The 21,048-nt window shown below is 58.6% G+C and carries 18 protein-coding genes; 13 read left to right on the top strand and 5 right to left on the bottom strand.

Features of this window, described 5'->3' with window-relative positions; translation table 11 throughout:
• The first annotated feature begins 143 nt into the window (after positions 1-143).
• On the top strand, positions 144-1,286 hold the full coding sequence (pdxB, locus tag KGB06_RS02680) for a 4-phosphoerythronate dehydrogenase PdxB (protein WP_223511691.1): 1,143 nt from the start codon (positions 144-146) through the stop codon (positions 1,284-1,286).
• A gap of 160 nt (positions 1,287-1,446) precedes the next feature.
• Here pdxB and KGB06_RS02675 read toward each other — a convergent pair whose 3' ends face one another.
• Positions 1,447-1,626, bottom strand: a complete 180-nt coding sequence (locus tag KGB06_RS02675) for a PA1571 family protein (protein WP_223511690.1) — start codon at positions 1,624-1,626, stop codon at positions 1,447-1,449.
• A gap of 246 nt (positions 1,627-1,872) precedes the next feature.
• On the opposite strand from KGB06_RS02675, the gene KGB06_RS02670 reads away from it, so the two are divergent.
• Positions 1,873-3,660 (top strand): ABC transporter transmembrane domain-containing protein, encoded by a 1,788-nt coding sequence (locus tag KGB06_RS02670; protein ID WP_223511775.1) that lies wholly within the window; start codon positions 1,873-1,875, stop codon positions 3,658-3,660.
• Between the two features lie 85 nt (positions 3,661-3,745).
• Here KGB06_RS02670 and KGB06_RS02665 read toward each other — a convergent pair whose 3' ends face one another.
• Positions 3,746-5,674, bottom strand: coding sequence for a transglycosylase SLT domain-containing protein (locus tag KGB06_RS02665; protein ID WP_223511689.1), 1,929 nt, complete (start codon positions 5,672-5,674; stop codon positions 3,746-3,748).
• Positions 5,675-5,887: 213 nt separating this feature from the next.
• Between KGB06_RS02665 and KGB06_RS02660 the strand changes: the two genes are divergently transcribed.
• Positions 5,888-7,807, top strand: a complete 1,920-nt coding sequence (locus KGB06_RS02660) for an ATP-binding cassette domain-containing protein (RefSeq protein WP_223511688.1) — start codon at positions 5,888-5,890, stop codon at positions 7,805-7,807.
• 183 nt (positions 7,808-7,990) lie between these two features.
• Here the strand turns inward: KGB06_RS02660 and KGB06_RS02655 are convergent, their stop codons facing one another.
• Positions 7,991-8,428: a universal stress protein gene (locus KGB06_RS02655; protein WP_223511687.1), complete on the bottom strand. Its 438-nt coding sequence runs from the start codon at positions 8,426-8,428 to the stop codon at positions 7,991-7,993.
• 103 nt (positions 8,429-8,531) lie between these two features.
• On the opposite strand from KGB06_RS02655, the gene KGB06_RS02650 reads away from it, so the two are divergent.
• From KGB06_RS02650 to KGB06_RS02620, 7 genes are all read left to right on the top strand, one after another.
• Positions 8,532-8,969: a hypothetical protein gene (locus KGB06_RS02650; protein ID WP_223511686.1), complete on the top strand. Its 438-nt coding sequence runs from the start codon at positions 8,532-8,534 to the stop codon at positions 8,967-8,969.
• Positions 8,970-9,506: 537 nt separating this feature from the next.
• On the top strand, positions 9,507-11,654 hold the full coding sequence (gene fadB, locus KGB06_RS02645) for a fatty acid oxidation complex subunit alpha FadB (protein WP_223511684.1): 2,148 nt from the start codon (positions 9,507-9,509) through the stop codon (positions 11,652-11,654).
• A gap of 29 nt (positions 11,655-11,683) precedes the next feature.
• Positions 11,684-12,859, top strand: coding sequence for an acetyl-CoA C-acyltransferase FadA (gene fadA, locus KGB06_RS02640; RefSeq protein WP_008007076.1), 1,176 nt, complete (start codon positions 11,684-11,686; stop codon positions 12,857-12,859).
• Positions 12,860-12,958: 99 nt separating this feature from the next.
• A complete protein-coding gene (locus KGB06_RS02635) occupies positions 12,959-13,195 on the top strand; it encodes a DUF1653 domain-containing protein (protein ID WP_223511682.1) in 237 nt (78 codons plus the stop codon).
• Positions 13,196-13,309: 114 nt separating this feature from the next.
• Positions 13,310-15,937, top strand: a complete 2,628-nt coding sequence (gene topA, locus KGB06_RS02630; RefSeq protein ID WP_223511680.1) for a type I DNA topoisomerase — start codon at positions 13,310-13,312, stop codon at positions 15,935-15,937.
• Positions 15,938-16,076: 139 nt separating this feature from the next.
• On the top strand, positions 16,077-16,601 hold the full coding sequence (locus KGB06_RS02625; protein ID WP_223511678.1) for a DUF6586 family protein: 525 nt from the start codon (positions 16,077-16,079) through the stop codon (positions 16,599-16,601).
• Between the two features lie 152 nt (positions 16,602-16,753).
• Positions 16,754-16,987 carry a hypothetical protein gene (locus tag KGB06_RS02620; protein WP_007944145.1) on the top strand — a complete coding sequence of 78 codons (234 nt, stop codon included), beginning with the start codon at positions 16,754-16,756 and terminating at the stop codon, positions 16,985-16,987.
• A 91-nt stretch (positions 16,988-17,078) separates the two neighbouring features.
• Here the strand turns inward: KGB06_RS02620 and sulA are convergent, their stop codons facing one another.
• Positions 17,079-17,552: an SOS-induced cell division inhibitor SulA gene (gene sulA / locus KGB06_RS02615; RefSeq protein WP_223511676.1), complete on the bottom strand. Its 474-nt coding sequence runs from the start codon at positions 17,550-17,552 to the stop codon at positions 17,079-17,081.
• A gap of 10 nt (positions 17,553-17,562) precedes the next feature.
• The gene (gene lexA / locus KGB06_RS02610) at positions 17,563-18,171 is read right to left on the bottom strand and encodes a transcriptional repressor LexA (RefSeq protein WP_223511674.1); all 609 of its coding nucleotides are present in this window, start codon (positions 18,169-18,171) and stop codon (positions 17,563-17,565) included.
• A 229-nt stretch (positions 18,172-18,400) separates the two neighbouring features.
• Here lexA and KGB06_RS02605 point away from each other — a divergent pair, with 229 nt between their 5' ends.
• The 3 genes from KGB06_RS02605 to KGB06_RS02595 all read left to right on the top strand — a co-directional run bounded on the left by KGB06_RS02605 (position 18,401) and on the right by KGB06_RS02595 (position 21,027).
• Positions 18,401-19,108 carry a TetR/AcrR family transcriptional regulator gene (locus tag KGB06_RS02605; RefSeq protein ID WP_223511672.1) on the top strand — a complete coding sequence of 236 codons (708 nt, stop codon included), beginning with the start codon at positions 18,401-18,403 and terminating at the stop codon, positions 19,106-19,108.
• 158 nt (positions 19,109-19,266) lie between these two features.
• A complete protein-coding gene (gene nagZ / locus KGB06_RS02600; RefSeq protein WP_223511670.1) occupies positions 19,267-20,277 on the top strand; it encodes a beta-N-acetylhexosaminidase in 1,011 nt (336 codons plus the stop codon).
• A gap of 12 nt (positions 20,278-20,289) precedes the next feature.
• Positions 20,290-21,027, top strand: a complete 738-nt coding sequence (locus tag KGB06_RS02595) for an S-methyl-5'-thioinosine phosphorylase (protein ID WP_223511669.1) — start codon at positions 20,290-20,292, stop codon at positions 21,025-21,027.
• Positions 21,028-21,048: the final 21 nt, after the last annotated feature.

The following is a 21,048-nucleotide window of genomic DNA, read 5'->3' as shown; positions in this document are numbered from 1 at the left end:
AAGTCCTGTGTTAGGGATTTGTAATCGTATTTCGAACGTTGCGACATCCCTTGTAGCAGCCTGCTGCTACAAGGAAGCGTAATGCTCACTGGCTCACTATAGGCATCTACGCCTACACTGCCGATCCGCCAAAGGAGCCTGCCATGCTGATTGTTGCCGACGAAAATATCCCGCTGCTCGATGCCTTCTTCTCAGGTTTCGGTGAAATCCGCCGGGTACCGGGACGTTCCATCGACCGCGCTACCGTCGAGCACGCCGATGTGCTGCTGGTCCGCTCAGTGACCAACGTCAATCGTGCCTTGCTCGAAGGCAGCAACGTGCGTTTTGTCGGCACTTGCACCATCGGCACCGATCACCTGGACCTGGATTACTTTCAAAAAAATGCAATCACCTGGTCCAGCGCCCCCGGCTGCAATGCCCGGGGCGTTGTCGATTACGTGCTCGGCAGCCTGCTGACCCTGGCTGAAATCGAAGGTGCTGACCTGACTCAACGCACGTATGGCGTGGTCGGTGCCGGCCAAGTCGGTGGTCGTCTCGTCAAGGCCCTGCAAGGCCTGGGCTGGAAGGTGCTGGTGTGCGATCCACCCCGGCAAGCAGCTGAAGGCGGTGACTTTGTCAGCCTCGAACAGATCATTGAGCAATGCGACGTTATCAGTCTGCACACCCCTTTAAAGAAGCACGGCGCGCAGTCGACCTGGCATCTGCTCGATAAAAAACGCTTGAACCAGCTCAAGCCTGGCGCGTGGCTGATCAATGCCAGTCGTGGCCCGGTGGTCGATAACGCCGCCCTGCGTCAGGTGCTGCTTGAGCGCGAAGACCTGCAAGCGGTGCTCGACGTGTGGGAAGGCGAGCCTGAGGTCGACGTGGCGCTGGCTGAGTTGTGTGTGCTGGCGACGCCGCATATTGCCGGGTACAGCCTTGAAGGAAGACAGCGCGGGACGGCGCAAATTTATCAGGCGTATTGCGATTTTCTCGGGCGCCCGGCCGACATCAGCCTCAGCGATTTATTGCCGGCGCCGTGGTTGTCGCACGTGACCCTGCATGCGCAGACTGATCCGGCGTGGGCGTTGGCCATGTTATGCCGTGGGGTGTACGACCCGCGCCGTGACGATGCGGATTTTCGGCGCAGTCTGGTAGGCAATGTGAGCGAGCAGCGTGCGGCGTTTGATGCGCTGCGCAAGCATTATCCGCAGCGACGGGAGATTGATGGGTTGCAGGTGCGGATTGAGGGGGAGTCGGCTGAGTTGCAGCAGATAGTGGCGGCGTTGGGGGCGTCGGCATTATAGAGACCGAGTCGGCCCCAATCGCTGGCAAGCCAGGCTCCTACAGGTAAACGCAAATCCTGTAGGAGCCTGGCTTGCCAGCGATGGCCTCACTGCAATTTCCAGATAAGCACCCATAAAAAACCCGGCCCACCAGGGCCGGGTCAAGAAGACGGTGGCTATATCACTTTTGTTCGGCAGGCTGGACCAATCGCTGTTCCAGTTCGCGGCAAGCGCACTGGATCATTTCTTCAGTGATCGGTACTTCACGCCCATCGGCATCGATAATCGAGCAACCCAGAGACTGGTCGGGCTGTGTGCGGATCACTTGAATCTTGTCTACGCTGCTGTTTTGCAAGGACATGGCCTGTCTCCTCATCAGGTTGTGTGCCTACTTTACAACCGCCAGGTGACCGGGCTATGACAACTCCCTGCGATCTTTCCCAAGCGGTAACGTCAGTCCACCAGAAATTTAAAAACCTTGCCACCCGGACTTTAGACCAATAGCGTCTAGAGACTAGTCATCGCGGTCATAATTAACCTGACTCATTGTGATTTACAGGGTTTTGCGTCTGACAGTGTAGGCTGGCCCTTTCATTGGCGTACCTGGATAACTGCGATGCTCTCTGCCCGTCACCGCCGCGCGATCCGCCTGGCCCTGCGCTTTCTTGCGCCCTATCGCTGGCCAGCCTTTGGCGCCTTGCTCGCGTTGATTGTCACCGCCGGCATTACCTTGTCGATGGGGCAGGGCATTCGCCTGCTGGTAGATCAGGGGTTCATGACCCAGTCACCGCACTTGCTCAATCAGTCTATCGGCTTGTTCATGGTGCTGGTGGTGGGACTGGCGATTGGCACTTTCGCGCGTTTTTATCTGGTGTCGTGGATCGGCGAACGCGTGGTCGCGGACATCCGCCGACAAGTGTTCAACCACCTTGTCTATCTGCATCCGGGCTTCTACGAAAACAATCGCAGCTCCGAGATCCAGTCGCGGCTGACCGCCGATACAACGTTGCTGCAATCGGTGATCGGCTCTTCGTTGTCGCTGTTTTTGCGCAATTTGCTGATGGTCATCGGAGGGATTGTGCTGCTGTTTATCACCAATCCCAAACTCACCAGCATCGTGGTTGTCGCCTTGCCGTTGGTCATCGCCCCGATCCTGATTTTCGGCCGCCGGGTACGCAACCTGTCGCGCCTCAGTCAGGACCGGATCGCTGATATCGGCAGCTACGTCTCCGAAACACTCAGCCAGATCAAGACCGTGCAGGCCTACAACCATCAGGTTCAGGATGAGCAGCGTTTTGCCGTGACGGTGGAAGAAGCGTTCAACACCGCGCGTAAACGCATCTTCCAACGCGCCTGGCTGATCACGCTGGTGATCGTGCTGGTGCTGGGCGCGGTGGGCGTCATGCTGTGGGTCGGTGGCATGGATGTGATTGCGGGTCGGATCTCGGCGGGTGAACTGGCCGCGTTTGTCTTCTACAGCCTGATCGTCGGCAGCGCCTTCGGCACCTTGAGCGAAGTGATCGGCGAGTTGCAGCGAGCGGCGGGAGCGGCCGAGCGGATTGCCGAATTGCTGCGTTCGGAAAACATCATCCAGCCGCCGACCACCGGTCTGGTGACCTTACCGGAGCGGGTGATGGGCGATCTGGTTCTGCAGGACGTACGTTTTTCCTACCCCTCGCGACCGGAAAGCTATGCCGTCGATGGCTTGAGCCTGACCATTAATGCGGGTGAGACTCTCGCGCTGGTAGGGCCCTCCGGGGCCGGAAAATCCACGGTGTATGACCTGCTGCTGCGCTTTTATGATCCGGCCGCCGGACAGATTCTGCTCGATGGCGTGCCGCTGACTCACCTTGATCCACTCGATCTGCGCCGCTGCTTCGCATTGGTCTCGCAAAACCCGGCGCTGTTCTTCGGCAGCATCGAAGAGAACATTCGCTACGGCAACCCGAACGCCACCTTGGCCCAAGTTCAAGAAGCAGCAAAAATCGCCTACGCCCACGACTTCATCGAGCAAATGCCCAACGGTTACCAGACGCATCTGGGCGACGGTGGCCTCGGTCTATCCGGCGGCCAGCGTCAACGCCTGGCCATCGCCCGGGCGTTGTTGGTGGACGCGCCGATCCTGTTGCTCGACGAAGCCACCAGTGCCCTCGATGCTCAAAGCGAACACTTGATCCAGCAGGCCCTGCCAAGCCTGATGAAAAACCGCACCACGCTGGTCATTGCCCACCGTTTGGCCACCGTGAAAAACGCTGACCGGATAGCGGTGATGGATCAGGGAAAGTTGGTGGCGGTGGGGACGCATCAGGCGTTGATTGCGAGCAATGCATTGTATGCAAGGCTGGCGGCGTTGCAGTTTAGTGATGGCAAGGCCGAACTAGGTCTACACCTGTAAACACTGTGTAGGAGCTGTCGAGTGAAACGAGGCTGCGATTTTTTGAATGCGACCTCGTCCGACATCTCCTACACAACATTACCGGTTACTGATCGTCAAAATACCGCTCATGCCAATCCACCAGCGGCTGTGGCGAGTTGAGCTTCTGGCCGTAAATCACCGAATACGACAGCACGTTCTGTACATACTGACGGGTTTCATCGAAGGGGATGCTTTCCACCCAGACGTCGAAGCTCAGGTGGTCTGCGCCACGCAGCCACTGGCGCACGCGGCCGGGGCCGGCGTTGTAGGCAGCGGAGGCGAGGACGCGGTTGCCGTTGAACTGGGCGTGGACCTGACTCAGGTATGCGGCGCCAAGCTGAATGTTTTTATCCGGGTCCAGCACTTGCTGCGGCGAGGCCAGCGGGATGCTGAATTTGCGCGCGGTTTCCTTGGCGGTGGCGGGCATCAGTTGCATCAGGCCGCTGGCGCCGACGCCGGAGCGGGCGTCAGCCATGAAGGCGCTTTCCTGGCGAGTGATGGCGAACACCCAGCTTGGATGCAGGCCGCGGATTTTGGCTTCACGGACCATCGGTTCGCGGTAGGCCATCGGGAAGCGGATGTCCAGATCGTCCCAGTACTGTGCCTGACTGATGGTGCGGATCGCCGGGAAATACCATTTCAGGTCATAGGCCAGTTTTGCCTGGGCGACCATTTCGTCACGGCTGAAGTGTCGGCTGACGTGATACCACTCGCGGCGACCATCGACGATCTGCCCACGTGCGTGGAATTCCAGGGCGCGACGAACGCCCGGCGTGTTGCGCACTTTGTTGATCAGCGCCTGGCTCAATACCAGCGGTTTATTGACCAGCGAATACGGGGATTGCGAACGATCAGCCGCGAGGAAACCATAGAAGTCACGCTCGCGAGCGAGGTTTTTATAAAGTGCTTGCACTTCCGTGCTCTGTGGCTGGGCCAGTTCAAGGCTGCGGGCCTGCCAGTAGCGCCAGCGATTGGTGGTCGCCAGGTCCTGGGGCACGCGCCGGGTCAACTGATTGGCATCGTCCCAACGGCCCAGGCGCAACAGCAACCGCAGACGCCATTCAGACACCGTGTTGTCGCGCAGTTCCGGGTCGTACTTGATCATTACGTCCAGTGCGCGGCTGTCGAAACGTCGTGCGAGGGTCAGTCCGATTTCCCGGGCGATCGCCACTTTTTCATCGCGGGAGAAGTGCATGCTGCTGGCATAACCGTCGAGCAGGGCCATGGCCTTGTCCGGGTCCTGTTTGGCCAGGCGGCGCAGGCCGAGGCTGACCACGTCGGACATCGGTTCGTCAGCCGGAGTGAAGCGCGAAGGCTGGTTGAGCAGTTCGGGTTTTTGCGCCACATCGATCAACAGCCGACCGCGCGGGGCGAGGGTAGTCAGTCCGTTAACGAGGCTGTTGGCCAGCGGATAATTGCGCGCCTGGGCGGCGAGTTTGGCGCGTTCCCAACGTTTTTGCTCGGGCAGTTGACCTTCGGCAGCCCATAGTCCGAACAGCGCGTCGCAAGCTTCCGGTTGGGATTTGCCGGTCAGCCACAGTTTGTTGGCGTTGGCATAACCCTCGGCCTTCTGATTGTGGGTGATCTGGTGCTGCGCATTCAGGCAGTCCAGTTCGGTGAAGTTGAGTTTGGGGTCGTAATACTTGACGAAAGTCGCCCAGTCGCCACGCTCTGCCAGCCAGCGCAACCAGCGCAATTTCATCCAGTTGGCTTGCGGCAGGTCACCGTGTTCGGCGAGGAATTTCTCGATTTCGGCATTGCTGGCGGTTTTCAGGCGAGCGGTCAACTCGTCATAGGCCAGGTACGGCTCCAGTGGGTAATCCCTGAGGGCCTGGCTGTAACGAAAATAAGGACCGGAATCGCCCTTGGCCAAGGCACGCTTGGCTTCATCGTAATACTGACGTTGGGTGGACAGGTCCACTGCCTGGGCTGACTGAAAGGCAGTGGCAGAAAGAAGCAGGCAAGATAAAAGACTGAAAAGGCGACTGCGCATGAGACATCCGGGCAGAGAAATCATGACAAGTGCGGGCATTGCCCGCACTGAATTGTCTGTAGCTTAGCCTTTTGCCAGCAACGGGCGAAAGCTTTGCAGGCCCGTCGGCATAAGTTCGCAACATTTGTTATGCAGAGTGCTTCGAGAGTGAAATTGCCGGCCTTCTGAAGCCTCAAGTCAGGTAGAATGCGCGCCCGGTTTTTGGAGAAGCTCATGACCCTGCTCAAATTCAGCGATGTGTCCCTTGCTTTCGGCGCTATGCCGTTGTTGGACAAGGTGTCCTGGCAGATCGCCCGTGGTGAGCGGGTGTGCATCATCGGCCGCAATGGCACTGGCAAGTCCAGCATGATGAAGCTCGTCAAGGGCGACCAGAAGCCCGATGACGGCTCCGTTTGGCGCGCACCCGGCCTCAAGATTGGCGAATTGCCCCAAGAATTGCCGGTAGCCGACGAGCGGACCGTGTTCGACGTTGTGGCCGAAGGCCTGGACGGTGTGGGCGAGCTGCTTGCGCAATATCACCACCTGAGCCAGAACATCGTCACCGACGCTGATCTGGACAAACTGATGCACGTCCAGCACGACCTCGAAGCCCGCGATGGCTGGCGTTTGCAGCAACTGGTCGACAGCACGTTGAGCCGTCTGCAGTTGCCGGCCGACAAGACCCTCGCCGAATTGTCCGGCGGCTGGCGTCGTCGCGTCCTGCTGGCTCAGGCGCTGGTTTCCGAACCGGACCTGCTGCTGCTCGACGAACCGACCAACCACCTGGACATCGGTGCAATCGCCTGGCTCGAAGAAGCGCTGAAGGATTTCCAGGGCGCCGTGCTGTTCATCACGCACGACCGTTCATTCCTGCAAAACCTCGCGACCCGCATCCTCGAACTGGACCGCGGTGGCCTGATCGACTGGAACGGCGACTACGCCAGTTTCCTTGTGCACAAGGAAGCGTCGCTGGCGGCTGAAGAAACCGCCAATGCGCTGTTCGACAAGAAGCTGGCCCAGGAAGAAGTCTGGATCCGCCAAGGCATCAAGGCACGTCGCACCCGTAACGAAGGCCGCGTCCGCGCATTGAAAGCCTTGCGCGTCGAGCGTAGCGAGCGTCGTGAGCGCACCGGCAAGGCCAATATCCAACTGGATACCGCTGACAAGTCCGGCAAGCAGGTGATGGTCCTCGAGAACGTGAGCTTTGCTCACCCGGGCGGCCCGTTCCTGATCAAGGATTTCTCGATGGTCCTGACGCGCGGCGACCGTATCGGTCTGCTCGGCGCCAACGGTACCGGCAAGACTACGCTGCTGAAGCTGATGCTCAGCGGCCTGCAGCCAACCAGCGGCAAGGTGGAAGAGGGGACGCGCATCGACGTGGCCTACTTCGACCAGTTGCGCCACCAGTTGGACCTGGAAAAGACCGTCATCGACAACGTGGCTGAAGGTCGCGACTTCATCGATATCGATGGTCAGAGCCGTCACGTGCTGAGCTACCTCGGCGACTTCCTGTTCAGCCCGCAGCGTGCCCGCACGCCGGTCAAGGCGCTGTCCGGTGGTGAGCGTGCCCGTCTGTTGCTGGCCAAACTGTTCAGCAAGCCGGCGAACCTGCTGGTCCTCGACGAACCGACCAACGACCTCGACGTTGAGACCCTCGAACTGCTGGAAGAGGTGCTGCTGACCTTCAACGGCACCGTGCTGATGGTCAGTCACGACCGGGCATTCCTCGACAACGTGGTCACCAGCACCCTGGTCTTCGAAGGTGAAGGCAAGGTTCGTGAATACGTCGGTGGTTATCAGGACTGGCTGCGTCAGGGCGGCTCGCCGCGCCTGCTGGGCGTGACCGAGAGCAAGTCCGGCAAAGCCGACCTGACCTCCGCAGTTGTGACAGCTGAAGCTGCGCCCGTCGTTGCGGCTGTTGAAGCGCCAGTGGCAAAGAAGAAGCTCAGCTACAAGTTGCAGCGTGAGCTGGAAATGTTGCCGGGTCAGATCGAAGCCATGGAACAGCAAATTGCTGTGGTTGAAGCGCAAATGGCTGATGCCGGTTTCTATCAGCGACCTGCTACCGAGTCGGCTGCTGTGATTGCTCAGTTGGAGCAGTTGCAGGCCGAACTCGACGTGATGGTTGAGCGTTGGGCCGAGCTGGATGCCTGATTGATCCAGTAACAAAAAAGCCCGGCGTTCAGTGATGAACGCCGGGCTTTTCGTATGGAATACGATCTACTGGCTGCTGTAGATCCAATGTGGGAGCGAGCCTGCTCGCGATGAGGTCCTATCAGTCGACATCAATGCTGACTGGCAGGCCGCCATCGCGAGCAGGCTTGCTCCCACAGGGGTTTAGCTTTTGATCAGGCGTACCGCCAGCACGTCGCAAGGAGCGCCGTGCAACACGTCGTTGGCGGTCGACCCCAGTAGCAATGCCAGGCCGTGTCGACCATGGCTGCCCACCACGATCAGGTCGCAATTATTCTCTTTGGCAAAGAGGTGGATCTCCTGGCGGGGCTGGCCATAGGTCAGGTGGCAGTTGGCGCTTTCGAGTTCCGTGTATTTGCGTTTCAGTTGCTCGAGACGCTCCTTGGCCTGATCGAACTGCTGTTGTTGCAGTTGTGACAGGTCCATGGGGACGTCGCCGCCGAAGGCCATGGCCATTGGCTCGACAATGTGCACCAGGGACAACGTCGCCCCGTTGCTCACCGACAGTTCGCGAGCGCGGTGGATTACAGGGTCGCACTCTTCGGTTAGATCTACAGCGACCAGGATATGGTTGTAGGGCATGAGGTGCTCCTTCTGAGGATTGCAATATTGGTAAGTATGGCTGGTTTCAGCGCATTGGTTTCAAAGTGACCCAAAGCGCCCATCAAGAATCGGGAGTACAGATATGACGGTCTGGATAGTGGTGTCAATCCTGCTAGTGGTGCTGAGCCCGCTGGCATGGTTGCGGCCGTCTCGTGGTCAGAGCGGGCGAATGGCCCTGCGCATGGAGGCGCGACGTATCGGCCTGGCCATGCAGTTAGCGCCCCAAGAGTGGCCGCATTGGCTGAGTCAGGAGCCACCGAGCCCTTGCGCGCAGTACCATCGGCCGCGCCGTGGCAATCAGCCTGCGTGCTGGAGTTACTGGCAAAAATCGCCGGGTGTGTGGGTGAATCAGTGGCAGGAGGTTTGCGAGGATCGAGCGCTACTCAATCATTTCGAAAAGTTGCCAGCCAACGTCTACAAGGTCGAGGCGGACAAGCAGATGATCACCCTGTATTGGGGCGAGAAGGGCGAGGCTACGGTGTTGCAAGACATTGACGCAGTGCTGAAAGCGCTGGCGTAAGCCGAGGATATTTCGCGCTGCAATGGCACGAAATGGCGCAGACAGACAATAAAAAGCCCGACATCATCATCGGGTTGGAGTTGGCCAGGCAGGCCGGTAATTCGCTGTAGGGCTGTTCTTACGCTGGGCATTCGCCCAAAACGTTCACATTTTTTCTTCGGGTTCGTGCCAGCGTAGCTTGTTAAACGCGGGCTGCAGCGAATTAGGGCGAATTTTCTAACTATTGATTCTATGAATGATCTCGCATCCATTCGTGTGTTGTAGATCTTCGCAGTACGGAAGTGACCGCAAAGTCGCGTTTCAACCCGTATTTTGGGCGATTGACAATTGTCGGAAATTCCGTGAAGGTGGCGTACCCAAATCAAACGGGCGTATGAATTGAGCGTTTGTATTTCAGACCGCTCCTACAGAATCCCGACTATCGCGTTGGCGGGTGTGCCGGGTGGATTGGCGTAGCATTGACGTTTAACGTCCTGCCGAGCCATTCGCCTGCGTCCGACGTGTACTGTTCAGCTTCCATATCGTGGAGATCAGTTGATGATTTACGAAGGTAAAGCCATCACGGTTAAGGCTCTTGAAAGTGGCATCGTCGAATTGAAATTCGACCTCAAGGGTGAGTCCGTCAACAAGTTCAACCGTCTAACCCTGAACGAACTGCGTCAGGCTGTAGACACCATCAAGGCAGATGCTTCGATCAAGGGCGTGATCGTCAGCAGTGGCAAGGACGTGTTCATCGTCGGCGCCGACATCACCGAATTTGTTGAAAACTTCAAGCTGCCTGATGCCGAGCTCGTTGCTGGCAATCTGGAAGCCAACAAGATTTTCAGCGATTTCGAAGACCTCAACGTCCCGACTGTCGCGGCAATCAACGGCATCGCCTTGGGTGGCGGTCTGGAAATGTGCCTGGCAGCGGACTACCGCGTCATGTCCACCAATGCCAAGATTGGTCTGCCGGAAGTCAAACTGGGCATCTACCCAGGCTTCGGCGGTACTGTGCGTCTGCCGCGCCTCATCGGTGCCGACAACGCCATCGAGTGGATTGCCGCCGGCAAGGAAAATCGTCCTGAAGACGCGCTGAAAGTCGGCGCTGTGGACGCAGTGGTTGCTCCTGAGAAGCTGCAAGAAGCAGCTCTGGAGCTGATCAAGGGTGCCATTTCCGGCGAATTTGATTACAAGGCCAAGCGTCAGCCGAAGCTGGAAAAGCTGAAGCTGAACGCCATTGAACAAATGATGGCTTTCGAAACCGCCAAAGGTTTCGTAGCAGGTCAGGCTGGCCCGAACTACCCGGCGCCGGTTGAAGCGATCAAGACCATCCAGAAAGCCGCGAACTTCGGTCGCGACAAAGCGCTGGAAGTCGAAGCCGCCGGTTTCGCGAAGTTGGCCAAGACCTCTGCCGCGCAGAGCTTGATCGGTCTGTTCCTGAACGATCAGGAACTGAAGAAAAAGGCCAAGGCCTACGACGAAATCGCTAAAGACGTGAAGCAGGCTGCTGTATTGGGCGCCGGCATCATGGGTGGCGGTATCGCTTATCAGTCGGCCTCCAAAGGTACGCCGATCCTGATGAAGGACATCAACGAGCACGGCATCGAGCAAGGCCTGGCTGAAGCCGCCAAGCTGCTGGTCGGTCGCGTTGATAAAGGTCGCATGACCGCGGCAAAAATGGCTGAAGTGCTCAACGGCATCCGTCCGACCCTGTCCTACGGTGATTTCGGTCACGTGGATCTGGTGGTTGAAGCCGTCGTCGAGAACCCTAAGGTCAAGCAAGCCGTTCTGGCAGAAGTGGAAGACAAGGTCAAAGAGGACACCATCCTCGCGTCCAACACCTCGACCATTTCCATCACCTTGCTGGCCAAAGCCCTCAAGCGTCCGGAAAACTTCGTCGGCATGCACTTCTTCAACCCGGTGCACATGATGCCGCTGGTTGAAGTGATTCGTGGCGAGAAGTCCAGCGAAGTGGCCGTTGCCACCACCGTTGCCTACGCCAAGAAAATGGGCAAGAACCCGATCGTCGTCAACGACTGCCCGGGCTTCCTGGTCAACCGCGTACTGTTCCCGTACTTCGGCGGTTTCGCCAAGCTGGTCAGCGCCGGTGTGGACTTCGTCCGCATCGACAAGATCATGGAAAAATTCGGCTGGCCGATGGGCCCGGCGTACCTGATGGACGTGGTCGGCATCGACACCGGTCACCACGGTCGTGACGTCATGGCTGAAGGCTTCCCGGATCGCATGAAAGACGACCGCCGTTCGGCTGTCGACGTGCTCTACGAAGCCAAGCGCCTGGGCCAGAAAAATGGCAAGGGCTTCTACGCCTACGAGACCGACAAGCGCGGCAAGCAGAAGAAAGTCGCCGATCCTTCGGTACTGGAAGTGCTCAAGCCGATCGTTTACGAGCAGCGCGAAGTCACCGACGAAGACATCATCAACTGGATGATGATCCCGCTGTGCCTGGAAACCGTGCGTTGCCTGGAAGACGGTATTGTTGAAACCGCTGCCGAAGCCGACATGGGTCTGGTCTACGGTATTGGTTTCCCTCCATTCCGTGGCGGTGCGCTGCGCTACATCGATTCGATCGGTGTTGCCGAGTTCGTTGCCCTGGCTGACCAGTACGCTGATTTGGGCGCGCTGTACCACCCGACCGAGAAGCTGCGCGAAATGGCCAAAAACGGCCAGAGCTTCTTCGGTTAAGCGCCCCCAACTAGAGTGAGAGTGAACTTATGAGCTTGAATCCTAGAGACGTCGTGATTGTCGACTTCGGTCGTACTCCGATGGGCCGCTCCAAGGGCGGCATGCACCGCAACACCCGCGCCGAAGACATGTCGGCGCACCTGATCAGCAAATTGCTGGAACGCAACGTCAAGGTCGACCCGAGCGAAGTCGAAGACGTGATCTGGGGCTGTGTAAACCAGACCCTGGAGCAGGGCTGGAACATCGCTCGCATGGCGTCCCTGATGACTCAGATCCCGCACACCGCTGCCGGTCAGACCGTCAGCCGTCTGTGTGGCTCGTCGATGAGCGCACTGCACACTGCCGCGCAAGCGATCATGACTGGCAACGGTGACGTGTTCGTCGTCGGCGGCGTCGAGCACATGGGCCACGTGAGCATGATGCACGGTGTCGATCCGAACCCGCACATGTCCCTGTACGCGGCGAAAGCCTCGGGCATGATGGGCCTGACCGCTGAAATGCTGGGCAAAATGCACGGTATCACTCGCGAACAACAGGACGCTTTCGGCGTGCGCTCCCACCAGCTCGCTCATAAAGCGACGCTGGAGGGCAAGTTCAAAGACGAAATCATCCCGATGCAGGGCTACGATGAGAATGGTTTCCTGAAACTGTTCGACTACGACGAGACCATTCGTCCGGAAACCACCCTGGAAAGCCTGGCGGCTCTTAAGCCAGCATTTAACCCGAAAGGCGGCACCGTGACAGCCGGTACCTCGTCGCAGATCACCGACGGTGCTTCGTGCATGATCGTGATGTCGGCGCAGCGTGCACAGGACCTGGGCATCCAGCCTATGGCCGTGATTCGTTCGATGGCAGTGGCAGGTGTGGATCCGGCAATCATGGGCTATGGTCCAGTACCGGCTACACAAAAAGCACTGAAGCGCGCGGGCCTTGGTATTAACGATATCGACTTCTTTGAGCTCAACGAAGCTTTCGCCGCACAGGCCCTGCCAGTGCTGAAAGATCTGAAAGTGCTCGACAAGATGAACGAGAAGGTTAACCTGCACGGCGGCGCGATCGCCCTGGGTCATCCATTCGGTTGCTCCGGTGCACGTATCTCCGGCACGCTGTTGAACGTGATGAAGCAAAATGGCGGCACCTTCGGGGTGGCTACCATGTGCATTGGTCTCGGCCAAGGCATCTCCACCGTCTTCGAACGCGTTTAAGCGTTCCGTTGACGGAAGCCGGGGCCAAGTGCCCCGGTTTTTGTTTTTCTGAATTTATTTTTGTTTTTATTTTAAAAAGATTTGAGTGAGGGCCAAAGCATGCCGATACAACCTGGGCTCTATGAACATTACAAAGGTCCGCAGTACCGCGTATTCGCTGTTGCGCGGCATTCGGAAACCGAAGAGGAAGTGGTCTTCTATCAAGCCCTGTATGGCGATTACGGCTTTTGGGTGCGTCCCTTGAGCATGTTCCTGGAGTCGGTCGAAGTTGACGGTGAACAGGTGCCACGCTTTGCTTTGGTGCAAGCCGAACCGAGCGTTTTTCCGAAGTCATAAGGGGAGTGCGCGCAGAACCCTGCGCTTGACCTCACCTTGTAGCCACTATATATAGCGGTGCCGCGTCAGGCGCCAACCGCCTTTCACTTCTAGAATTCAGGAATTTTCTGATCCATGGGCAAATCGCTGGTCATTGTGGAATCCCCGGCTAAGGCCAAGACCATCAACAAGTATCTGGGTAACCAATACGTGGTGAAGTCGAGTATCGGCCATATCCGAGACCTGCCCACCAGCGGTTCGGCTAGCGCCAGCAAAGAGCCAGCCGCCAAGCGCGGCAAGGCCGCCGCGGGTGAAGGTCCGGTGCTCACACCGAAAGAGAAAGCGCGCAAGCAGCTGGTCTCGCGCATGGGCGTCGATCCCGATCATGGCTGGAAAGCCAAGTACGAGATCCTCCCGGGCAAGGAAAAAGTCATCGAAGAGCTGCGCCGGCTCGCCAAAGATGCTGACACCATCTATCTCGCAACCGACTTGGATCGCGAGGGGGAAGCCATTGCCTGGCACCTGCGCGAAGCCATCGGTGGTGACGACAGCCGCTACAAGCGCGTGGTGTTCAACGAAATCACCAAGAAGGCGATTCAGGAAGCCTTCTCCAAGCCGGGCGAGCTGGATATCGACCGTGTAAACGCCCAACAGGCGCGTCGTTTCCTCGACCGCGTTGTGGGTTACATGGTTTCGCCGTTGCTGTGGGCCAAGATCGCCCGTGGCCTGTCCGCCGGTCGTGTGCAGTCGGTGGCGGTAAAACTGGTTGTTGAGCGCGAACGTGAAATCCGTGCGTTCAACCCGGAAGAATACTGGGAAGTCCACGCTGACCTCGGCACCGCCAAGGGCGCGACTGTGCGCTTTGACGTGGCTCGCGAGAAAGGCGAAGCCTTCAAGCCGCTCAACGAAACCCAGGCCATGGCCGCGCTGGAAAAGCTCAAGGCTTCCAACTACAGCATCGTCAAGCGTGAAGACAAGCCGACCAGCAGCAAGCCGTCGGCCCCGTTCATCACCTCCACGTTGCAACAGGCTGCGAGCAATCGCCTGGGCTTCGGCGTGAAGAAAACCATGATGATGGCCCAGCGTCTGTACGAAGCCGGCTACATCACGTACATGCGTACTGACTCCACCAACCTCTCGGCCGATGCCGTGACGATGGCGCGCACTTATATTGAAGGCGAATTCGGCAAGAAGTACCTGCCGGAAACCCCGAACGTCTACAGCAGCAAGGAAGGCGCACAAGAGGCTCACGAAGCGATTCGTCCCTCCGATGCCAACACCGAGCCGAGCAAGCTGTCGGGCATGGAGCGTGATGCTGAGCGGCTCTACGAGCTGATCTGGCGTCAGTTCCTCGCTTGCCAGATGCTGCCGGCGCAATACCTGTCGACCACCGTCACCGTCGGTGCTGGCGATTTCGAGCTGCGTGCCAAGGGCCGCATCCTCAAGTTCGATGGTTACACCCGCGTCATGCCGCAAATTGCCAAGCCGGGCGACGACGATGTGCTGCCGGACATGGCTCAGGGCGACGCGATGAAGCTGATCAAGCTTGATCCGACCCAGCACTTCACCAAGCCGCCTGCGCGCTACTCGGAAGCGAGCCTGGTTAAAGAAATGGAAAAACGCGGTATCGGTCGTCCTTCGACCTACGCGGCGATCATTTCGACCATCCAGGACCGTGGCTATGTCGCGCTGCATAACCGTCGTTTCTATTCGGAAAAGATGGGCGACATCGTCACCGAGCGTCTGTCCGAGAGTTTCTCCAATCTCATGGACTACGGCTTCACCGCCGGCATGGAAGAGCACCTCGATGACGTGGCCCAAGGTGAGCGCGACTGGAAAAACGTGTTGGACGAGTTCTACGGCGACTTCAAGAAGAAGCTCGAAGTAGCCGAAAGCCCGGAAAGCGGCATGCGTGCCAACCAGCCGGTCATGACCGACATTCCGTGCCTGACCTGTGGCCGCCCAATGCAGATTCGTACGGCCTCGACGGGCGTGTTCCTCGGCTGCTCGGGCTACAGCCTGCCGCCGAAAGAGCGCTGCAAGGCCACCGTCAATCTGGTGCCGGGTGATGAAATCGCCGCGGACGACGAAGGTGAATCCGAGTCGCTGGTTCTGCGTGGCAAGCATCGCTGCCCGATCTGCAGCACGGCGATGGACGCGTACCTGCTCGACGAGAAGCGCAAGCTGCACATCTGCGGTAACAACCCGGATTGCTCTGGTTACGAAATCGAAGAGGGCACCTATCGCATTAAAGGCTATGAAGGTCCGAGCCTGGAATGTGACAAGTGCGGCAGCGAGATGCAGCTCAAGACCGGCCGTTTCGGCAAGTTCTTCGGTTGCACCAACGCGACGTGCAAGAACACCCGCAAGCTGCTGAAGAGTGGTGACGCGGCGCCGCCGAAAATGGACCCGGTGAAGATGCCTGAGCTGAAATGCGAAAAGGTCAACGACACCTACATCCTGCGCGACGGTGCTTCCGGCCTGTTCCTGGCGGCCAGCCAATTCCCGAAAAACCGCGAGACCCGTGCTCCGCTGGTCATGGAAATTGTTCCGCACAAGGACGAGATCGATCCGAAGTATCACTTCCTCTGCGAAGCACCGAAGAAAGATCCGGACGGTCTCCCTGCGGTGATCCGTTATAGCCGCAAGACCAAAGAGCAGTATGTGCAGACAGAAGTCGACGGTAAGCCGACTGGCTGGAAGGCGTACTACGACGGCGGCAAGTGGAAGGTTGAAGACAAGCGTCCTGCAGCCAAAGCTTAAAGCGCTGTACACAAAAGGCCGCATGACAACCCTCGGGTTTTCATGCGGCCTTTTTGTTTTGTGCTTGCGGGAGGCCGAGGAGATCCACGACACTGTCTGACCTGCGTGAAGCAATTATTTCGTTGTGGAGGCTGCCGTCATGGCCCACGAACTCTATACCCGTACCAATCAGAAGATTTATTTCGCCGGCCTGTCGCTGGAAGCGCTCGCCAGGGCCGAAGAGGGGCGGGCAATGAACTCTCTGGCGCTGATCCAGGCGGGTCGCGAATCGGCGTTGTTTCACCTGTACGGTGCCCTACTGGGGCTGTGTCATGAAATCGCCGGGTTCTATCGACTACCGCAGGCCAATGCACCTCGGGCTGAGTTGTTGCTGACTCGTGAAGTGCTCGAAACCATTGCCATTCCTGAAATGGCTGAGATGGTCGAGCTCGCGCAAAACCCTGAAACCTGGCTGGCCAAGCTGTTGGCGGCCCATGCGGCGCTGTTTCAACCTCCTCGCGTCCCGCACAAACCTAAAGGCGACGTGACTCAGCCGCTGATCCTGGCCGTTAACCTGGATGAAGAAGAGGCGCCTAAAGAGTTAAGCCGGGAAGAGCTGGAAAGCTGGCGTCAGAACCTCAAGGGGCTGGCTATCCGGTTTCGCGAAGGGTTAAACGAGTGCTGAAGGATTAAGTGGTAAGACGGATGCCCCGGTGGGGTGTCCGCTCAGGGACGAGTGCAAAAAGTTATTTCCTCGCCATGACATCTGGTCAAGTTGCCGAGCGAAGCCTGACCGATGCCTATATAATCCCCGCCTTTCGTGGAGAACAAACCTTTATGCCAACGTCCTTTCTAGAAATTGTCGAGTTACCAGACGGCCGTATCGAGCTGCGCAGGGCCGAGGACGAGGGTTCTCTGGTTACTTTGGATTTCTCCGAGGATGCCAAAGCGTTCCTGCAAGGTCAGTACGTGGAAGTCGCCAAGGCGATGTTGAGCGTCGGCGTTCAGATGGCAGGACGCCTGGTTGAAGGCGAATTTGATAAAGATCAGGGTTCTCGCGTCCTTCACTGATCCCGCCCGTCGGATTACGGGAATCGCTACAAGTCGGCTTCTCTATCCTTGGAGAAGCCCCGCGCAGTTCAATGCGCGCATTGTTTCTCGGTTAGCCCAATCGAATATTCAAGCTCTGTGCGTCCCCGGTTCGGGCGGCGCTGATCAGCTGTTGCCGTGAAGTCGTGTTCAATGGGTTCAGCCAGCTGACCACCGTGTGGCTGCGGCCCAGGCGCAAGGCTTCGCAAGTCAACTGTTGGGCGCTCTGAGTGCCGCGAGGTTGCAGCAGCAAAATGCGTTCGCGGTTAAGACCGGCGTCCCGCAGCCAGGCCTGGGTCAGGCTTGCTGGCGGGGCAATCAATGTTAGCCAGCGTGCGTCCTGGTCCTGACTCAGTTCCCTGAGAATCGGTGCCAGAAGGTTCAGGCAGTTCCCGGCTGCACCACGTAGCGACAGCTCACTGAAGACTTCGGGCTCGGCGCTCCACGGCGACTCGACCACTTCTTTCAGAATCGGCGCCAATGGCTGCGCCATGAACGCCTCGAACAGCGGCAGTTGGGCTTGCTGTGGTGTGTGTGGGAACTGCATAAAGCCTCCTTTAGCGGCGAATCACGCCGACGCTCAAGCCTTCGATCACCAGTTCCTGATCTTTCAGGTTCACTTCGATAGGGGCAAATTCAGGGTTTTCGGCAAGCAACCAGACCTTGCTGCCATCACGCTTGAAGCGCTTGACCGTCACTTCGTCGCCGATTCGCGCAACCACGATCTGGCCGTTACGGGCTTCACGCGTGGTGTGCACGGCCAGAAGGTCTCCGTCGAAAATACCGACGTCCTTCATGCTCATGCCATGAACACGCAGTAAATAGTCGGCGCGCGGATGGAAGAAAGCAGGGTTGATGTTGCAGGACTCTTCGATGTGCTGCTGGGCCAGAATGGGAGCGCCGGCGGCCACTCGACCAATGATCGGCAGGGTGGACTCGTCGTTCTTGGCTTCGAAACCTGGAATGCGAATGCCGCGGGAAGCGCCCGGGGTCATCTCGATGGCGCCTTTGCGGGCCAGCGCCTTCAGGTGTTCTTCTGCCGCGTTGGGCGACTTGAAACCCAGTTCCTGAGCGATTTCCGCGCGGGTCGGCGGGTAGCCGTTGTCTTCGAGGCAGCGTTTGATGAAGGCCAGAATCTCTGCTTGGCGTGGCGTCAGCTTTAGCATTTTGTTCGCTCTGTCTTTTTATACAGTGACTGTGATTATATACAGTGAAAGCATCTTGGCAATGCCCCTTTTTTTGCAGGCCGCCGGACGGTCGATCTGTCCGCCGCTTGAAGCTTTGCCGTTGTGTGGTTAAATAGCTGACCGACCATTCCCAAAACGAACGGCCAAGCTTGACAATACACAGGCTGAAACGTATGTTTCAAACAAGTGTTTGTCAGGCGGAGTAGCCATGGCCCAGTCGGAAACCGTTGAACGCATTCTCGATGCTGCCGAGCAGTTGTTCGCGGAAAAAGGTTTCGCTGAAACCTCGTTGCGTCTGATCACCAGCAAGGCCGGTGTGAATCTGGCGGCGGTGAACTATCACTTCGGCTCCAAGAAGGCATTGATTCAAGCCGTTTTTTCCCGCTTCCTCGGGCCGTTCTGCATTAGCCTCGATAAAGAGCTGGAGCGGCGTCAGGCCAAGCCTGAAAACAAGCCGACACTTGAAGAGCTGCTGGAAATCCTCGTCGAGCAAGCTCTTGTCGTGCAGCCGCGTAGCGGTAACGACCTTTCCATCTTTATGCGTCTGCTGGGTCTGGCGTTCAGTCAGAGCCAGGGCCACTTGCGTCGTTATCTGGAAGACATGTACGGCAAAGTGTTCCGCCGGTACATGATGCTGGTCAACGAAGCCGCGCCACGTATCCCTCCGATCGAGTTGTTCTGGCGTGTGCACTTCATGCTGGGTGCTGCGGCGTTCAGCATGTCGGGGATCAAGGCTCTGCGCGCGATTGCCGAGACCGATTTCGGCGTCAACACCTCCATTGAGCAGGTGATGCGCTTGATGGTGCCGTTCCTGGCCGCGGGCATGCGTGCTGAAACCGGCGTGACCGACACGACCATGGCCGCCGCACAGCTGCGTCCACGTAGCAAGTCCGCCTCGGCTGCCGCCAAGGTTTAACCGCGCACGGGTGGGCGCGGCAGCTGACATCCGCTAAGCTAGCCGCCCATGCCGACTCTCGTTCTGAACCCGTCCCCCATTTGTATCGCCGACCTGCCGGGCATTGCCCAAGGTGGTGCATGTGCGCGGGCCGGGTTTCTCGTTCTCAAGGAATCTCTATGACTGCTGGCCTGCAAGGCTCGTTGATGGTGGACGTCGCCGGTACCTGGCTGACGGCTGAAGATCGCCAATTGTTGCGTCAGCCTGAAGTGGGCGGCTTGATCATTTTTGCCCGCAACATCGAAAACCCGCGTCAGGTGCGCGAGTTGAGCGCGGCGATTCGCGCCATTCGTCCTGATCTGTTGCTTGCGGTGGACCAGGAAGGCGGCCGCGTTCAGCGTTTGCGCCAAGGCTTCGTGCGACTGCCAGCCATGCGCGCCATCGCCGACAATCCGAACGCCGAATACCTGGCTGAGCAGTGTGGCTGGATCATGGCCACCGAAGTGCTCGCCGTCGGTCTCGACCTCAGTTTCGCTCCGGTGCTGGATCTGGATTACCAGCGCAGCGCTGTTGTCGGGACCCGTTCGTTCGAGGGTGATCCGGAGCGCGCAGCGCTGCTGGCCGGTGCATTCATCCGTGGCATGAACAGTGCCGGTATGGCCGCCACTGGCAAACATTTCCCCGGTCATGGCTGGGCTGAGGCGGATTCCCACGTCGCCATCCCGAATGACGAGCGCAGCCTCGACGAGATCCGCGCCAATGACCTGGTGCCGTTCGCCAAACTGAGCAAACAACTGGCCGCCGTCATGCCGGCCCACGTTATTTACCCGCAAGTCGACGCCCAGCCTGCCGGCTTCTCCCGCCGCTGGTTGCAGGACATCCTTCGCGGCGAGCTGCAATTCGATGGCGTGATCTTCAGCGATGACCTGTCGATGGCCGGTGCCCACGTGGTCGGCGATGCCGCCAGCCGTATCGAAGCCGCGCTGACCGCCGGCTGTGACATGGGCCTGGTGTGCAACGATCGCGCCGCTGCGGAACTGGCGCTGAGCGCCGCCCAGCGCCTGAAGGTCAAGCCGTCCGAGCGTATTGCGCGGATGCGCGGCCAGTCATACGCCAATATCGAATACCGTCAAAACCCACGCTGGCTGGCGGCTGTCGGCGCGCTCAAAGAGGCTCAACTGATCGAATAAGGGCGTGGTGTTATGACGGTTTACGCGATTATCGGTGGCACTGGCCTGACTCAACTCGAAGGCCTGAGCATTCGCCAGTCACTGGTTGTGGACACGCCTTACGGCGCACCCTCGGCTGAAGTGCAGATCGGTGAATACGTCGGCAAGGACGTGCTGTTTCTCGCGCGTCACGGTCATCCGCACCGTTTTCCGCCGCATCAGGTGAACTACCGCGCCAACCTTTGGGCATTGAAGCAGGCCGGCGCGGAAGCGATCCTCGCGGTCAACGCCGTGGGTGGAATTCATACGGCGATGGGCACCGGGCATTTCTGCGTGCCACATCAACTGATCGATTACACCAGCGGTCGCGAACACACCTATTTCGCCGATGACCTGGAACACGTCACCCATATCGACTTCAGCTATCCCTACAGTGAGCCGCTGCGTCAGGAGCTGATCGCGGCGCTGGCGGCTGAAGGCGTGGCTTACAGCAGTCATGGCGTGTACGCCTGCACCCAGGGCCCTCGGCTGGAAACCGTCGCTGAAATCGCGCGCCTTGAGCGTGACGGCTGCGACATCGTGGGCATGACCGGCATGCCGGAAGCGGCGCTGGCGCGTGAACTGGCACTGGACTATGCGTGTCTGGCGCTGGTAGTGAACCCGGCGGCGGGCAAGTCGACGGCGGTGATTACCATGGCCGAGATAGAGCAGGCGTTGCACGACGGGATGGGGAAGGTGAAGTCGACGTTGGCGCGGGTATTGAAGGGGTAAGACAGGTTTTACACCGAGTTG

The organism is Pseudomonas sp. GL-B-19 (genome assembly GCF_019956415.1).
In the GTDB taxonomy this organism is placed as follows: Bacteria; Pseudomonadota; Gammaproteobacteria; order Pseudomonadales; family Pseudomonadaceae; genus Aquipseudomonas.
The sequence above is the reverse complement of the archived record's forward strand: the minus strand, read 5'-3'. Positions and strand labels throughout refer to the sequence as shown.

Coding starts and splice junctions, on each gene's coding strand:
- pdxB (WP_223511691.1), top strand. CDS start 144: ATGCTGATTGTTGCCGACGAAAATATCCCGCTGCTCGATGCCTTCTTC.
- KGB06_RS02625 (WP_223511678.1), top strand. CDS start 16,077: ATGGCCCACGAACTCTATACCCGTACCAATCAGAAGATTTATTTCGCC.
- nagZ (WP_223511670.1), top strand. CDS start 19,267: ATGACTGCTGGCCTGCAAGGCTCGTTGATGGTGGACGTCGCCGGTACC.
- KGB06_RS02665 (WP_223511689.1), bottom strand. CDS start 5,674: ATGCGCAGTCGCCTTTTCAGTCTTTTATCTTGCCTGCTTCTTTCTGCC.
- KGB06_RS02660 (WP_223511688.1), top strand. CDS start 5,888: ATGACCCTGCTCAAATTCAGCGATGTGTCCCTTGCTTTCGGCGCTATG.
- lexA (WP_223511674.1), bottom strand. CDS start 18,171: ATGCTAAAGCTGACGCCACGCCAAGCAGAGATTCTGGCCTTCATCAAA.
- topA (WP_223511680.1), top strand. CDS start 13,310: ATGGGCAAATCGCTGGTCATTGTGGAATCCCCGGCTAAGGCCAAGACC.
- KGB06_RS02595 (WP_223511669.1), top strand. CDS start 20,290: ATGACGGTTTACGCGATTATCGGTGGCACTGGCCTGACTCAACTCGAA.
- KGB06_RS02635 (WP_223511682.1), top strand. CDS start 12,959: ATGCCGATACAACCTGGGCTCTATGAACATTACAAAGGTCCGCAGTAC.
- KGB06_RS02675 (WP_223511690.1), bottom strand. CDS start 1,626: ATGTCCTTGCAAAACAGCAGCGTAGACAAGATTCAAGTGATCCGCACA.
- KGB06_RS02605 (WP_223511672.1), top strand. CDS start 18,401: ATGGCCCAGTCGGAAACCGTTGAACGCATTCTCGATGCTGCCGAGCAG.
- fadB (WP_223511684.1), top strand. CDS start 9,507: ATGATTTACGAAGGTAAAGCCATCACGGTTAAGGCTCTTGAAAGTGGC.
- sulA (WP_223511676.1), bottom strand. CDS start 17,552: ATGCAGTTCCCACACACACCACAGCAAGCCCAACTGCCGCTGTTCGAG.
- KGB06_RS02620 (WP_007944145.1), top strand. CDS start 16,754: ATGCCAACGTCCTTTCTAGAAATTGTCGAGTTACCAGACGGCCGTATC.
- fadA (WP_008007076.1), top strand. CDS start 11,684: ATGAGCTTGAATCCTAGAGACGTCGTGATTGTCGACTTCGGTCGTACT.
- KGB06_RS02650 (WP_223511686.1), top strand. CDS start 8,532: ATGACGGTCTGGATAGTGGTGTCAATCCTGCTAGTGGTGCTGAGCCCG.
- KGB06_RS02655 (WP_223511687.1), bottom strand. CDS start 8,428: ATGCCCTACAACCATATCCTGGTCGCTGTAGATCTAACCGAAGAGTGC.